Origin of the sequence: Azospirillum griseum, assembly GCF_003966125.1 — a bacterium.
GTDB classification, from domain to species: domain Bacteria; phylum Pseudomonadota; class Alphaproteobacteria; order Azospirillales; family Azospirillaceae; genus Azospirillum; species Azospirillum griseum.
Window position 1 is genome coordinate 254,469 of sequence record NZ_RXMA01000002.1, and the last position, 14,084, is coordinate 268,552.

General features: G+C 64.6%; 16 protein-coding genes. 2 read left to right on the plus strand and 14 right to left on the minus strand.

Translation table 11 applies throughout. From position 1 onward, the window contains the following. Window positions 1-30: 30 nt before the first annotated feature. Together EJ903_RS03840 and EJ903_RS03845 are read right to left on the minus strand one after the other, a co-directional pair. Window positions 31-510, minus strand: a complete 480-nt coding sequence (locus EJ903_RS03840) for a DUF2000 family protein (protein WP_126612286.1) — start codon at window positions 508-510, stop codon at window positions 31-33. A 44-nt stretch (window positions 511-554) separates the two neighbouring features. Continuing rightward, on the minus strand, window positions 555-1,379 hold the full coding sequence (locus tag EJ903_RS03845; protein WP_126612288.1) for an AraC family transcriptional regulator: 825 nt from the start codon (window positions 1,377-1,379) through the stop codon (window positions 555-557). A gap of 176 nt (window positions 1,380-1,555) precedes the next feature. Here EJ903_RS03845 and serB point away from each other — a divergent pair, with 176 nt between their 5' ends. Continuing rightward, window positions 1,556-2,473 (plus strand): phosphoserine phosphatase SerB, encoded by a 918-nt coding sequence (serB, locus tag EJ903_RS03850; protein WP_126612290.1) that lies wholly within the window; start codon window positions 1,556-1,558, stop codon window positions 2,471-2,473. Window positions 2,474-2,553: 80 nt separating this feature from the next. Here the strand turns inward: serB and EJ903_RS03855 are convergent, their stop codons facing one another. The 9 genes from EJ903_RS03855 to EJ903_RS03895 form a co-directional block, all read right to left on the minus strand. After that, the gene (locus EJ903_RS03855; RefSeq protein ID WP_126612292.1) at window positions 2,554-2,964 is read right to left on the minus strand and encodes a bacteriohemerythrin; all 411 of its coding nucleotides are present in this window, start codon (window positions 2,962-2,964) and stop codon (window positions 2,554-2,556) included. A gap of 224 nt (window positions 2,965-3,188) precedes the next feature. Continuing rightward, complete coding sequence (gene fabI / locus EJ903_RS03860; RefSeq protein ID WP_126612294.1) at window positions 3,189-3,974, minus strand: enoyl-ACP reductase FabI; 786 nt, start codon at window positions 3,972-3,974, stop codon at window positions 3,189-3,191. 353 nt (window positions 3,975-4,327) lie between these two features. Further along, window positions 4,328-4,984: an urease accessory protein UreG gene (ureG, locus tag EJ903_RS03865; protein WP_126612296.1), complete on the minus strand. Its 657-nt coding sequence runs from the start codon at window positions 4,982-4,984 to the stop codon at window positions 4,328-4,330. Next, a complete protein-coding gene (locus EJ903_RS03870; protein ID WP_126612298.1) occupies window positions 4,981-5,721 on the minus strand; it encodes an urease accessory protein UreF in 741 nt (246 codons plus the stop codon). Before EJ903_RS03870 ends, ureG begins: the two co-directional genes overlap by 4 nt. Continuing rightward, entirely contained in the window at window positions 5,711-6,319 is a 609-nt protein-coding gene (locus EJ903_RS03875; RefSeq protein ID WP_126612300.1) for an urease accessory protein UreE, read from the minus strand. The genes EJ903_RS03870 and EJ903_RS03875 overlap by 11 nt, the downstream gene beginning before the upstream one ends. Further along, window positions 6,316-7,161: a glutamate racemase gene (gene murI / locus EJ903_RS03880; RefSeq protein WP_246015166.1), complete on the minus strand. Its 846-nt coding sequence runs from the start codon at window positions 7,159-7,161 to the stop codon at window positions 6,316-6,318. Before murI ends, EJ903_RS03875 begins: the two co-directional genes overlap by 4 nt. A 144-nt stretch (window positions 7,162-7,305) precedes the next feature. Then, window positions 7,306-9,015, minus strand: a complete 1,710-nt coding sequence (ureC, locus tag EJ903_RS03885; protein ID WP_126612304.1) for an urease subunit alpha — start codon at window positions 9,013-9,015, stop codon at window positions 7,306-7,308. Between the two features lie 30 nt (window positions 9,016-9,045). After that, a complete protein-coding gene (locus EJ903_RS03890) occupies window positions 9,046-9,351 on the minus strand; it encodes an urease subunit beta (RefSeq protein WP_126612306.1) in 306 nt (101 codons plus the stop codon). A gap of 13 nt (window positions 9,352-9,364) precedes the next feature. After that, window positions 9,365-9,667: an urease subunit gamma gene (locus tag EJ903_RS03895; protein ID WP_126612308.1), complete on the minus strand. Its 303-nt coding sequence runs from the start codon at window positions 9,665-9,667 to the stop codon at window positions 9,365-9,367. Window positions 9,668-9,895: 228 nt separating this feature from the next. On the opposite strand from EJ903_RS03895, the gene EJ903_RS03900 reads away from it, so the two are divergent. After that, a complete protein-coding gene (locus tag EJ903_RS03900; RefSeq protein WP_126612310.1) occupies window positions 9,896-11,128 on the plus strand; it encodes an alpha/beta hydrolase in 1,233 nt (410 codons plus the stop codon). A 46-nt stretch (window positions 11,129-11,174) separates the two neighbouring features. Here EJ903_RS03900 and EJ903_RS03905 read toward each other — a convergent pair whose 3' ends face one another. Genes EJ903_RS03905 through EJ903_RS03915 form a run of 3 tightly spaced genes read right to left on the minus strand, consistent with a single transcriptional unit; the run spans window position 11,175 to window position 13,799 of the window. After that, on the minus strand, window positions 11,175-12,470 hold the full coding sequence (locus EJ903_RS03905; protein ID WP_126612312.1) for an O-acetylhomoserine aminocarboxypropyltransferase: 1,296 nt from the start codon (window positions 12,468-12,470) through the stop codon (window positions 11,175-11,177). A gap of 10 nt (window positions 12,471-12,480) precedes the next feature. Next, entirely contained in the window at window positions 12,481-12,996 is a 516-nt protein-coding gene (locus EJ903_RS03910) for a CoA-binding protein (RefSeq protein WP_126612314.1), read from the minus strand. Continuing rightward, window positions 12,993-13,799: an enoyl-CoA hydratase gene (locus tag EJ903_RS03915; protein WP_126612316.1), complete on the minus strand. Its 807-nt coding sequence runs from the start codon at window positions 13,797-13,799 to the stop codon at window positions 12,993-12,995. Before EJ903_RS03915 ends, EJ903_RS03910 begins: the two co-directional genes overlap by 4 nt. Between the last annotated feature and the right edge of the window lie 285 nt (window positions 13,800-14,084).

The window sequence follows — 14,084 nt, forward strand, 5'->3', positions numbered from 1 at the left end:
TGACGCCACGCCCGATCCAGGGGCACGGTCTCAACCATGCAAGATCAACCCCTTGATCGCCTTGTCCACCGCCTTTTTCGCACCATGCAGGGCGATCCCAACCCAATCCAACGCGTCGGGATCCCCCGCCGCAAACGCCGCCCGGTTGGCGGCGTCGTGGCCGGTGGAGAACATCGCGGCGACGTAGGGAACGATGGTCAAGCCACGCTCCAACGCCACCCGGTGCGCGCCACGCAACCCTTCAAGGTCGGCGGAAAACACCAGAACCGGTTGACCCAGCATCGGGCTGTAGCGCCGCCCCGCCCCATCGGCGTAGGCGTCGCCAATGGCCTGCGGGGCGGAGGCGGCAATTCCGCTGGCGAGAAAAGCGGCGACGTTCAGCTTCTGCCATACGGCAAGGTCATCGCGAACGATCAAGGCAATCTTGCCGTCGAACGACACGCGGGCCGGAATCGGCGCGGACAGCAGAGCGTCCGGGTTGGACGGGGAATGGATCGACACGTCAGGCATGGGGAAGAACTCCTTTCGCCTCCATGCTGATTGGCCCGCCGCCTTCAGTCTGGAAGATTTGTGCAGATTCGCCGATAGACGGCGGGGGTCAAGCCATAGGCGCGGCGGAACCATCGGCCCAAATGGCTTTGGTCAGCGAATCCGACCTCCGCCGCCGCCAGGGCCGGGGCCATCCCCGACGCCAGCAACCGCCGGGCCGCCTTCAAACGCAGGCGGATGAGATAAGCATGGGGAGATTGCCCGTAGGCCTCGCGGAATTGACGGGACAAACGGAAGCGGTCCATTCCAGTCAGAGCCGCCAGTTCCTCCACCCCGACATCCTCGGCCATGCGGTCGTGCAGCGCCGCGCGCACGCGCAACAGGGCGGAGCCGGGCCGCGCGCGCCGGGACACGCCGGGCGGTGCCGCATGCCCGCTCAACCGCTCCACCAGCGCATCCAACCCCGAATCACGGGCCAAGCGACCTTCCGCGCCATGGATCGCGGCAAACGCCGTTCGGATCGCCAACGCCAGACCGGGATCGTCGGCCAAGGTTGCCCGGAAGCCCAAGGGCGACGCACCACCCATTCCGCGCAACCCCTCCGCCCGCCCGGTCAGAACGGGAACCGGCAAATAGAGCATGGTGTAGGTGAAGCCCTCTTCCGATGGACTGTGCCCGTCATGGACCTCCCCCGGCTCGATCAGGATGACCCGGCCCGGCGTGCTGATGTTGGTCCGGCGACGGCAGTGGAATTGCTGCACGCCATGTTCGGTCACGCCGATCAGGCATTCATCATGGTCGTGAGGGTCATAAGCGTGGCCGGTGAAATGGGCGCGGATCGTTTCGATCCCGGTGTCGCCGTCCCGCCGCACCGACAGCCAGTCTGGCATCCGTCCCCTTCCCTCCCGTCCTGCTGGAACACGTTCACCAGTGTTGCGCCCTTTTCAGGCGAACACCAGCGCGCGCGGTGCCTGTCCCAGAAGCTTCGTTGGACCCGCTTGCCCGGCTGTGGTAGGCAGCGGCGAAATCACCCTACTTGATCCTCCCCCTTGCCGGGACACCCGCCATGAACGCCGTTGCCACGCTGATCGCCCCCCGCTCCATCACGCTTGACGAAAGCGCCGTCCTGACCGCCCGCGCGGCGCTGGTGGCGTTGGGGGCCGACGCGGGCGCGCCCGATTGGCTGGCTCCGGGAACCGCCTGCGACCTGCCCTTCGGCAACCTCGCCCCTGAACAGGCCGAAGCGGCAATCCGCAAGGCGCTGGCAACTTTGGACGGGGTAAGACTGGACGTGTTCGCCCAGGCCGCCGCCACCCGGCGCAAGCGCCTGCTGATCGCCGACATGGAATCGACGATCATCGAACAGGAGATGTTGGACGAGCTGGGCGACTATGTCGGGCTGAAGGACCACATCGCCGACATCACCGCCCGCGCCATGAACGGCGAGTTGGATTTCAAGGAAGCGGTGCGCGAACGCGTCGCCCTGCTGAAGGGCCTGAAGGAAACGGTCATTGACGAGGTGTGGCAGCGCGCCACCCTGATGCCGGGGGCCGCCCAACTGATCGCGACGATGCGGGCCAACGGGGCCACCTGCGTGCTGGTGTCGGGCGGTTTCCGCTGCTTCACGGCCAAGGTGCGCGATTGGGTCGGTTTCCACGAGGATCGCGGCAACGGGCTGGAAATCGTCGACGGCGTGATGACCGGCCGGGTCGAGGAACCGATCCTCGACAAGAACAGCAAGCTGGAGGCGCTGGTCGCCTACGCCGGTGAACACCGGGTGCCGATGGCCGAGACGATGGCGGTCGGCGATGGCGCGAACGATCTGCCGATGCTATTGGCCGCCGGCCTGGGCGTGGCCTATCACGCCAAGCCGTCGGTGGCGGCGGAAGCGCGCGCACGGGTCGATCACGGCGACCTGACCGCGCTGCTCTACGCCCAGGGCTACCGCATCGACGAGTTCAAGGACCGCGTCACAGCGGCCTGATCGTCACAGCGCCCTGTTCATTGTTCCCCCCGCCCTGCCCCCGCGCGCGCCGCGCCTCAGGGGGGCAGGGTTGGTGGCGCTCACCCCCAGACACCACGCACATAGGGCGTCAACTGCGTGTCTTGCAGGATGATGTGGCGCACCAGCCAATCGGCGGTGAATTTGTAGAGTTTTTCCGCGTTCTCGTGCGTGGGGTCGGAGGAAAAGCGGTTCGACAGCTCGCTGACCAGCCGCACGGCCTCGCGGTGCTGGTGCACATGCTCCTCGTATTTCGGATAATGCACCTTTTGCATGATCCGCTCTTCGCGGGCGAAATGCTCCTTGGTGTATTCCAGCAGCTTCACCAGGATGCGGGCCACGCGGATCGGTTGGAACCGCTCGCTGGTCAACGCCGCGTCCAGTTCGTTGAGATACCCGATCAGGTGCTTGTGATCGTCGTCGATGGCTGGCTGACCGACGCTCAACTGCCGTCGCCATGTGATGACGCCCATGCCTCCCCGGCCTCCTCCCTTGCCGAACGACCACCCGAACCGGACGGGGGTGGTATCCGGCACCATGCCTGAGGGGGATTATGGTGGGAATTCCGGCCATACCATACCGAGCGCGGCGTCACACGGCAATTTGACGCACCCAAACGATGCATCCGCCGGTACGAACGCAAAAAGGGCGGGTGCGTTCGCCGCACCCGCCCTTTTTCGGTTCATCCCCCGGCGGATCAGCCGATGATGGAATAGCCGCAATCGACGTAGGTCGTGTCGCCGGTGATGCCCTTCGCGCCATCGGTGGCGAGGAACGCGGTGGTGTAACCGACCTCCTCGATCGTCACCAGACGGTGTTCGGGGGTGCGGTCGGCGGCCTTGTCCATCAACTCGTCAAAATGGGCGATGCCCGACGCCGCGCGGGTCTTGATCGGACCGGGCGAGATGGCGTGGACACGGATGCCTTTCGGCCCCAGCTCAGCGGCCAGATAGCGCACGCTGGCCTCCAACGCCGCCTTGACCGGCCCCATCACGCCGTAATTGTCGATGACGCGGTTCGCGCCGAAATAGGACATCGTGAAGAGCGAACCGCCGTTCGTCATCAGCGGCTCGGCGTAACGCGCCATGCGGATGAAGGAGTGGCAGGACACATCCATCGCCTGCTGGAACCCCTCGCGCGAGCAATCGACGACGCGACCGTGCAGGTCCTCTTTGGGGGCAAAGGCGATGCTGTGCAGGGCAAAATCCAGACGGCCCCACTTTTCGCCGATCTTGTCGAAGATGGCCTTGAGCTGCCCCTCGCCGGTCACGTCCACCGGCTCGAAAATCTCGGCTTCCAGCTGCTGGGCCAGCGGTTCGACGAACTTCTTGGCCTTTTCGTTCAGGTAGCTGACCGCCAGTTCGGCCCCCATGGCGCGGAAAGCGCGCGCGCAGCCCCAGGCGATGGATTGGTCGTTGGCGATGCCGAGGATGAGGCCCTTCTTGCCTTCCAGCGTGGCGACGGACGGAATGATCGTGGTCATGGCAGGATCCTGATGGTCAGGGTGACGGGTCAGGACACCGAAGGCGGTTTCCTTTCAGGGCCAGTGATGCCGTAGCCTGAAAGTCGCGTCGATCCCCTTTGTGCATTGCACCATAAACCAAGAAAAAGGTCCAATCAACTTGTTCGTATCGAAACAAAACCGTCTTATTCTTGAGAGTGATTGAGAAAATTAGACGTCAAACTGTACAGTTCAAACATGGATACTTTGGTGATTTCATTGATCCAAATCAAAACCATCGACGGTCCTTTCAAACGGCGGTCCTTTCAAACAGCAGGGCGGGCGGCCCTTGCGAGCCGCCCGCCCCATCGCCACAAAGGGACCAACCCGGCCGATCAGCCGCGTGCGGGCAAGCCGCCGCGCTGGACGATGAAGGACTGGATGGCCTCCAGCCCCTCGCCCGCCTTGATGTTGGTGAAGACGAAGGGGCGCTCACCGCGCATCTTGCGGCTGTCGCGGTCCATCACCTCAAGGCTGGCACCGACCAGCGGAGCAAGGTCCGTCTTGTTGATGACCAGCAGGTCGGAACGGGTGATGCCCGGCCCGCCCTTGCGCGGGATTTTGTCGCCCGCCGACACGTCGATCACATAGATCGTGATGTCGGCCAGTTCGGGCGAGAAGGTCGCAGCCAGATTGTCGCCGCCCGATTCGATGAAGATCAGTTCCAGATCGGGGAACTTCGCGTTCATCGTGTCCACGGCGGCGAGATTAATCGAGGCGTCCTCGCGGATCGCCGTGTGGGGGCAGCCGCCGGTTTCCACGCCCATGATGCGGTCCGGCGTCAACGCGCCGGAGCGGGTCAGGAACTCCGCATCCTCCTTGGTGTAGATGTCGTTGGTGATGGCGGCGACGTTCCACAGGTCGCGCATGCGCTTGCACAGCGCGTCGGTCAGGGCGGTCTTGCCCGAGCCGACGGGGCCGCCGATGCCGACGCGCAACGGGCCGGTGTGGCTCTTTTCGATGGCGGAAACTGCGGCGGAAACTGCGGTCATGAGCGGAACAGCCTTGTGTATTGGGTTTCGTGAATCATCGAGGTCCAATCGATGGCCATGGCCCGGCCACCGAGATCCTCCAGCGGCGTGACCAGCAAGGCCGCCGCCGCCGCGTGGGTGATGGGGTCAAGCGCGGCGAGCGCCCGTTGCCCGTCGGTCTGGCCCAGCGGGACCAGCCGCACCCCGGCGGACACCAGATTGGCGGCGAAGGCGTGGAGATAGGCGGTCAGGGCCGGTCCTTCCGCCACGCCGATCAGGGCGGACACCAGCGCCACCGCCACGGCGTAGGCGGGCGGGCGCTGCGTCGCGCGCAACACGGCGTCCCAGCGCTCCAAACCGTCCAGCGGCCAAGCCGCGCGGATCGCCAGCAGAAAGGCGGTTCCCTGCGCCCGCGATTCCAGCGCGGTTTCGCTGCTGGCCCGCATCGCGTCGGCCCGCTCCACCGCCCAGGCAAAGCCCGCCTCGTTCCCCGCCAACACGGCGCGGTGCACCGCCAGAAACAGCATCCCGTCGGTGCGCCCGGCCCCGTGGCGGACCACCCCGTCCAACCAGCGGGTCAGCGTCGCCCGGTCGCGGACCAGCCCGCGATCCACCGCCGCCTCCACCCCATGGCTGTAGGAAAATCCCCCCACCGGAAAGGACGGCGACAGCCACGCCAGCAACCGCGTCATCGCGTGGCTGGACAGCGCGTTCACCGCAACATCTCCGGCGAGCGGTGGCGACGCGTCAACGCTCATGCCCATGCCCGTGCGTGTGGCTGTGGGAGTGGCTGTGCGAATGGCTGTGGGAGTGCCCGTGGTCATGCCCGTGGTCATGCCCATGACCGTGGTCATGATGATGATCGTCGTGATCGTGCGCGTGGGCGTGGCCGCCGCCATGGGCGTGGCCGCCATAGGCCCCGCCTTCGGGCATGAAGGGCAACAGCACGTCGCGCACCTCCGCGCCCAACCCCTTCAGCATGTCCTCGATCACATGGTCGCGGCGCAACCGGATGGTGTCGCCGATGATCTGCACCGGCAGATGCCGGTTGCCCAGATGCCAGGCGATGCGGGCAAAGGATTCCGCCGGGCCGGGAACCCGGACCTCCATCAGCTCCTCCGGTGCCGCGACGACGCGCAGCCAACCGCCATCGGTCATTTCCAGCCCGTCGCCGTCGTCCAGCGCCACCGCGCGCGGCAGGTCGAGCAGGAAGGCGGCCCCCGAATCGTCGGTCATCGCCATGCGGCGGCGGTGCCGGTCGTCGAACGCCAGGGTCACGGTGCCGGTGGCCCGCACCATCGGCCAATGGCCGCGCGTGTGGGCGCGCATGGCGCGGCGGGTGGAATCGGTGGTCATGGGGACAGCCGTTCAAAAGGGGTCGGATGACCGAAGAAGCGCCCGGCCAACTCGCTGACCAGCGGCGCGGATCCGGTGGTGAAAAAACGCAACCCGGTCTCGCCCGGCTCCGGGCGGTATTCGGGGTGACGGTCCAGATACTGTTCCAGCGACCGGGCGCTGAGGAGCGGTTGCGACAGAATCTCCACGCCGGGCGGCAGCGCCGCGCTGAACAGATGCGCCACCAACGGGTAATGGGTGCAGCCCAGCACCACGGTGTCGAGGCTCTGCCCCTCCAGCCGGTCGATCAGCGCGGCGACATAGCCCGCCACGGCGGGGGCCAGCTCCGAGTCCGGCGCGCCGCGCTCGATCAGCGGAACCAGATCGGGGCAAGCCTGCTGGACCACCCGCACCGACGGCGCGCGCTTGCCGATCTCGCGCGGGAAGGAGCCGGACTTGACCGTCGCCAGCGTGGCGAAGACGCCGACGGTGCGCGGTTCGGCCAGATGATCGGGCGGCACGGTGTCGATCATCCAGGGAACCCGCGTGATCGCCTCCACCATCGGAACCAGCACGCCCAGCACGTTGCGGCCGGGATAGGCGGTGGGCAGCCATTCCTGTTGCAACCGGCGCAGCGACACGGCGGCGGCGGTGTTGCAGGCGATGACGACCAGACGGCACCCCTGGTCAAACAGATGCTCCATCCCCCGCAAGGTCAGGCGGTGGATGTCCTCCTCGTCGCGCGGGCCATAGGGAGCGGCCCCATGGTCGCCGAGATAGACAAAGGGGCGCGTGGGCGCGGCATCGACCAAGGCCCGCAACACCGTCAACCCGCCATGCCCCGAATCAAAAACGCCGATCAAGACCGAAAACCCTGTTGGTTGCACCGTCTCCCCCCTGGGGGACGGTTGGGATGATGGGGGGCGACGCAGCCGAACCACGGTCACGTCCCGCATCCCCTCACCCTACCCCTCTCCCCAGGGGGGAGAGGGAGTGAAAACGATCCGTCAGAACAGGAAATAGCGCTGCGCCATCGGCAGGACCACAGCCGGTTCGCAGGTCAACAGCACGCCGTCGGCCCGCACCTCGTAGGTTTCGGGATCGACCTCGATGTGCGGGGTGGCGTCGTTGTGGATCATGTCCTTTTTGCCGACGGTCCGGGTTCCCTTCACCGCGATCAACTCCCGGTGCAGGCCCAGATGGCGGCCGACCTCGCGTTCGAGCGCCGTGCCGCTGACAAAGGTCACGCTGCTGGCCTGGAGCGACCGGCCGAAGGAGCCGAACATCCGGCGGTAATGCACCGGCTGCGGCGTGGGGATGGAGGCGTTGGGATCGCCCATCAGTGCGGCCGCGATGGTCCCGCATTTCAGCACCATGTCGGGCTTCACCCCGAAGAAGGCGGGCGACCACACCACCAGATCGGCCAGCTTGCCCACCTCGATCGAGCCGACGGCGTGGGCGATGCCGTGCGACAGCGCCGGGTTGATCGTGTATTTGGCGATGTAGCGCTTGACCCGGGCGTTGTCGTTGTCGCCGGTTTCCTGCGGCAACCGCCCGCGCTGGACCTTCATCTTGTGCGCGGTTTGCCAGGTGCGCAGCACCACCTCGCCCAACCGGCCCATCGCCTGACTGTCCGAACTGATCATGGAGAAGACGCCCAGATCGTGCAGGATGTCTTCCGCCGCGATGGTTTCGCGGCGAATCCGGCTTTCGGCAAAGGCGACGTCTTCGGGGATGCGCGGGCTGAGATGGTGGCAGACCATCAGCATGTCCAGATGCTCATCCACCGTGTTGACGGTGAAGGGCCGCGTCGGGTTGGTGGAGCTGGGCAGCACGTTGGGCAGGCCCGCCACCTTGATGATGTCGGGCGCGTGACCACCGCCCGCCCCTTCGGTGTGGAAGGCGTGGATGGTGCGCCCGGCAAAGGCGGCGACCGTGTCCTCGACAAAGCCCGATTCGTTCAGCGTGTCGGTGTGGATCGCCACCTGCACGTCCAGTTGATCGGCCACCGACAGGCAGGTGTCGATGGCCGCCGGGGTGGTCCCCCAATCCTCGTGCAGCTTCAGGCCGCAGGCCCCGGCGGCGATCTGTTCGATCAGCGCGTCCGGGCGGCTGGCGTTGCCCTTGCCGAAGAATCCCAGATTGATCGGCAGCCCTTCCGCCGCCTGGAGCATCCGCTCCATGTGCCACGGCCCCGGCGTGCAGGTGGTGGCGGAGGTCCCCGCCGCCGGGCCGGTGCCGCCGCCCAGCATGGTGGTGACGCCGCTGTTCAACGCCTCGTCCACCTGTTGGGGGCAAATGAAATGGATGTGGGCGTCGATGCCGCCCGCCGTGACGATCTTGCCCTCGCCCGCGATCACCTCGGTGCCGGGACCGATGACGATGGTCACGCCGGGTTGAACGTCGGGGTTGCCCGCCTTGCCGATGGCGGCGATGCGCCCGCCGGTGATGCCGATGTCGGCCTTGACGATGCCCCAATGGTCGATGATGAGGGCGTTGGTGATGACGGTGTCCACCGCACCCTGATGGCGGGAGCGCTGCGACTGGCCCATGCCGTCGCGGATCACCTTGCCACCGCCGAATTTCACCTCGTCGCCATAGACCGTGTGGTCGTGTTCGACCTCCACGATCAGGTCGGTGTCGGCCAACCGGACCCGGTCGCCGGTGGTCGGGCCATAGAGGGCCGCGTATTCGGCCCGGTCGATGCGATGCGCCATGCTGGGTTCGCCCTTATGCTGTCCGGCCCGTCACAGGGCGCCGTTGACCTTGTGGTTGAAGCCGATGACCACCCGGTCCCCGCCATAGGCGACCAGCGTCACCCGCCGGGTCTGCCCCGGCTCGAACCGCACCGCCGTGCCCGCCGGAATGTCCAGCCGGAAGCCGCGCGCGGCCTCGCGGTCAAAGGTCAACGCCGCGTTGGTCTCGTAAAAATGATAGTGGGAGCCGACCTGGATCGGGCGGTCGCCCGCGTTGGACACGTCCAGCTCCACCGTCGGGCGGCCCTCGTTCAGCACGATTTCGCCAGAGGCGGGAATGATCTCACCGGGTTTCATCGCGGGTCCCTTTTCAGCGGATCGGCTGGTGGACGGTGACGAGCTTGGTCCCATCCGGGAAGGTCGCCTCCACCTGGATGTCGTGGATCATCTCCGGTATGCCCTCCATCACCTGATCGCGGGTCAGCACGGTGGCCCCGTCGCGCATCAGTTCGGCCACCGTGCGGCCATCGCGCGCGCCCTCCACCACGAAATCGGTGATGAGCGCCACCGCTTCCGGGTGGTTCAGCTTGACGCCCCGTTCCAACCGCCGCCGCGCGACCATCGCCGCCATCGCGACCAGCAGCTTGTCCTTCTCGCGCCCTGTCAGGTTCATGGAGTTGTTGTCCCTGTTCGCTCAGATTTCGCTCGGTTTCGCCCTGTCCGTTCAACCGATTATGACACGTTGCCGCAGCGCGCCAAGTGCGTCGTATGACGTAGCGGCGGCAATTTCGGTCATCCCATCAAGCGCAAAATCAATTTAAAGATGTGTTTTGAAATTTACACTTTCTCGGTGTTTCTATCATTCTGAGACAGATTTTTACAATTCACGTCGATTCAATACGTGTCTTTATATTTGTGGATTTCCCTGCAAAAGATCGAAAAGTTGTATTTCTTTATGGAGATGAAAATGCTTGGATTCCGCTGGATCGCCACACACGCAGGAGCCCCCGATTCAAAAGATTTTTCAAGTGCTAAAGATCAACTGCGCGACAAGAGCGGAAACACACTCTATCAAGACATTCTCAAATTAAATCCCGGCCTTCCTGAGCCATCATCACAACTTAAGGCCGATGTGTCGGCCTGGGTTCAAAAACTGAACGGCGCTGCAGCGGTTGTTCTGGTTCATGGATTCAGTTACGATCCAAAAACAGAAGAAGACGAAGAAAACAAGCACGACGCTTTCAACACCGTGTACGCAAATCCAAAGGATTTGAAAACTCCGTTCACCAGCTGGCTGCCTCTGGTTGGTGAAACGGACGAAAGCGGGAACCAAGTTCGTGATGTTGCTGTTCCATTCAGTTGGACCACCCTGGGGAAATTGAAAGATTATGGACGTGCTGGCTGGGAAAACTCCTACCAGTATGGGGCCTTTGATTTGACGGTTCAAGCATCGCACGCCTTGGCTCTGATCATCAGCACCCTGTCGCACGTCGGCGCCACCATTGATCTTCTCGCGCACAGCCTGGGCACGCGATTGACCATGCAAACCCTGTCCCTGCTGACCCAAAATGGCCTGGGCAATGCCGTGCGTCGGGTCGTGCTGATGGGTGGCGCGGAACTCAGCATCGACGCGCGCGACGCTAGCCTGGACGGCGGATATGACGTGTTCAGTCTGGTCAACCGAGGCGACACCGTCCTGCATTGGGGAGCCTCAAAGGCCGTTCACCCCTTCCGCCATAATAACACCGAGCAGTCGCTCGTCCTGGGGCGCGATGGCATGAGAGCAACCCCGCATTGGATCGATATCCAGACCAACCGCAAAGATAACGAGACAGGACGGCGTCGCGAATTCGACAATTGGTTCATCGACAATTTCAAAACGACGTTGTCCGAAGATGGTATCAACGGGCGCGGAACCCACTGGAGCTACTACATGCAGCCGGGAAACCGCGAGTTTTTAAAGGCACTTTTCTCAAGGGAAACCATTTCCGCGAGCGGATTGCGCGCAGCCGGTTTGATTGACGGGGTTGATCGCAACAACTATGGCGATCTGACCGCTTCGGTTCCACCAACCCCACAGACGTTTGCGGAACGCCGCGCGATCATTGACGAAGACAGCCAAGGCGAGCGTTGAGTCCAAGGAGGCGTCCGGCACCACCGGACGCCTCCTCCGTCTGCGTTTACCCCAGCGTCTTGTTCAGCGCCTGATCCAGATCGGCGATGATGTCGGCCACGCTTTCCAGGCCGATGGACAGGCGGATCACATCCGGCCCGGCCCCAGCGGTCGCCTGGCCTTCCGCCGACAATTGCCGGTGGGTGGTGGAGGACGGGTGGATGATGAGCGAGCGGCTGTCACCAATGTTGGCGAGATGGCTGAACAGCTCGACGCTTTCCACCAGCGTCACACCCGCGTTGTAGCCGCCCTTCACGCCGAAGGTCAGCACCGCGCCCGCTCCCTTGGACAAATATTTCCGCGCGAGGCTGTGATACTTGGACGAGTGCAGACCGGCGTAGCTGACCCAGCCAACCGCCGGATGGCTTTCCAGGAATTCCGCCACCGTCTGGGCGTTTTCGACGTGGCGCTGCATGCGCAGCGGCAGGGTTTCGATGCCGTTCAGGGTGAGGAAGGCGTTTTGCGGCGACTGGCTCGGCCCCAGATCGCGCAGGCCCACGGCGTGGCCGTGGATGGTGAAGGCCAGATGGCCGAAGGTTTCGTGGAAGCGCAGGCCGTGATAGCCGGGATCCGGCTCGCTCAAGGCCGGGTATTTGCCGGACTTCGACCAGTCAAAGGTCCCGCTGTCCACCACCACGCCGCCGACCGAGGTGCCGTTGCCCGACAGGAATTTGGTGGTGGAGTGCACCACCAGCGTCGCCCCCCACTGGATCGGGTTGATGAGGTAGGGCGTGGCCAGCGTGTTGTCGACGATCAGCGGGATGCCCGCGTCGCTGGCGATGGTGGCGATGGCCTCCAGATCCGTCACAACGCCGCCGGGGTTGGCGAGGCTTTCGACGAAGATGGCCTTGGTCTTTTCCGTGATCGCGGCGCGGACATTCTCCGGCTCGTCGGTGTTGACGAAGCTCGGCTGCCAGCCGAAGGCGCGCGGGAAGCTGGTGCCGAACTGGTTGATCGTGCCGCCATACAGCTTCTGCGAAGCGATCACGTGATCGCCCGGGGCCATCAGCGGGAACAGGGCCAGCAATTGCGCGGCGTGGCCGGAGGAGGTGGCGGTCGCCCCCGCCCCGCCTTCCAGATTGGCCAAGCGCTCTTCCAGAACCGCGACCGTCGGGTTGGTCAGGCGGGAATAGATGAAGCCGACCTTTTGCAGGTTGAACAGCGACGCGGCGTCGTCCACGTCGTCAAAGACGAAGCTGGTGGTCTGGTAGATCGGCGTCTGGCGCGCGCCGGTCGCCGGATCGGGGGCGGCCCCGGCGTGGATGGCGCGTGTCTCAAACCCAAAGCTCTTGTTGGCGCTCATGGCGGTTCCCTCAGATGAGTTTCTTGAAAAACTTCTTCAACGGCTGCTTTTTCGTCTGGATGATGTTGGAATTGACGCCGATGCGGCCGATTTCGCCGTACAGACGCTGAATTTCCATTTTCGGACAGCGGTTCATCACCACCGTCAGCCCGGCGGCCTCGGCCCGCGCGGCGGCCTCGTCGTTGCGCACGCTCAATTGCATCCACACCACCTTCGCGCCCACGGCGATGGCCTCGTCGGTCACGCCCCCGGCGGCGGCGGAGTTGCGGAAGATGTCCACCATGTCCGGCGGTTCCGGCAGATCGGCCAGCGATCCATACACCGTTTCGCCCAGAATGGTTTGACCGGCCAATTTCGGGTTGATCGGAAACACCCGATAACCGTTGTCGCGCAGATACTTCAGCACATAGAAGCTGGCCTTCACCGGGTCGGCGCTGGCCCCGACGATGGCGATGGTTTTGACGCGGTCCAGCACCCCGCGCAGGAACGCGTCACTGTAGTCGTCGTGGTCAATCTTTTGGGTCATTGGCCGCACCACACCGGTTCGCGCTTTCCAATGAAGGCGTCGATGCCCTCGGCGGCGTCGCGCGCCATCATGTTCTGCGCCATCACCTGGGCGGTGTGGGCGTAGGCCGCCTCCACATCCAAATCGATCTGGCGGTAGAAAGCCTCCTTGCCGATGGCCAGGGTCAGCGGCGATTTCGACGCGATCTTGTCCGCGACACCGGCCACGACCTCGTCCAATTGGTCGACGGGCGTCACCCGGTTGACCAGACCGATGCTCTCGGCGTCCCCGGCGTCGATCAGGTCGCCCAGCAGCAGCATTTCCATCGCCGCCTTGCGCCCGACCGCGCGGGTCAACGCCACCATCGGGGTGGAGCAGAACAGCCCGATGTTCACCCCCGGCGTGGCGAAGCGCGCCAGATCGGAGCAATAGGCCAGATCGCAGGTTGCCACCAATTGGCACCCGGCGGCGGTGGCGATGCCGTGCACCTTGGCGATCACCGGCTGGCGAATCCGGGTGATCGTCAGCATCAGTTTCGCGCATTGGGCGAACAGGGCGTCATACGCCGCCCGCGTCGGAGTCGCCCGCATCTCCTTCAGATCATGCCCGGCGCAAAAGGCCGAACCGGCCCCGGTCAGGATCACCACCCGCACCAACGGGTCGTCGTGGATGGCCTCCAACTCGGTTTGCAAGGCGGCCATCAGGCCGACCGACAGGGCGTTGCGCGCCTTGGGTCGGTTCAACGTCAGCGTGGTGACGCCCGCGCGGTCCTCGCGCAGCACCAGCGGGGACTCGGCGTCGTGGCGTGGCGGAGCAGCACTCATGGTCGTCATCCTCCCGGTTTTTGGGTCCGTTGTCACGGTTTGTGCGTCCGACGAAGCTTAACCCGCCAACCCACTGGCGAACATGGCACGCAACGGGATGCAGCCATGAGGCCGCGCGGGTCGGTGCGGCATTCCGCCCCAACCGACAACAACCCATTCAATTGATAGGTTTTGTTCGCTTTCAACCCAACAGCGGGCGTCGGCTTTTCGGTGGAGTCCGGTGGCGTTTCAGCCCATCATCCACGATGTGACAGCCGGTCACTCTGCGGCGCATTCAACACGCGG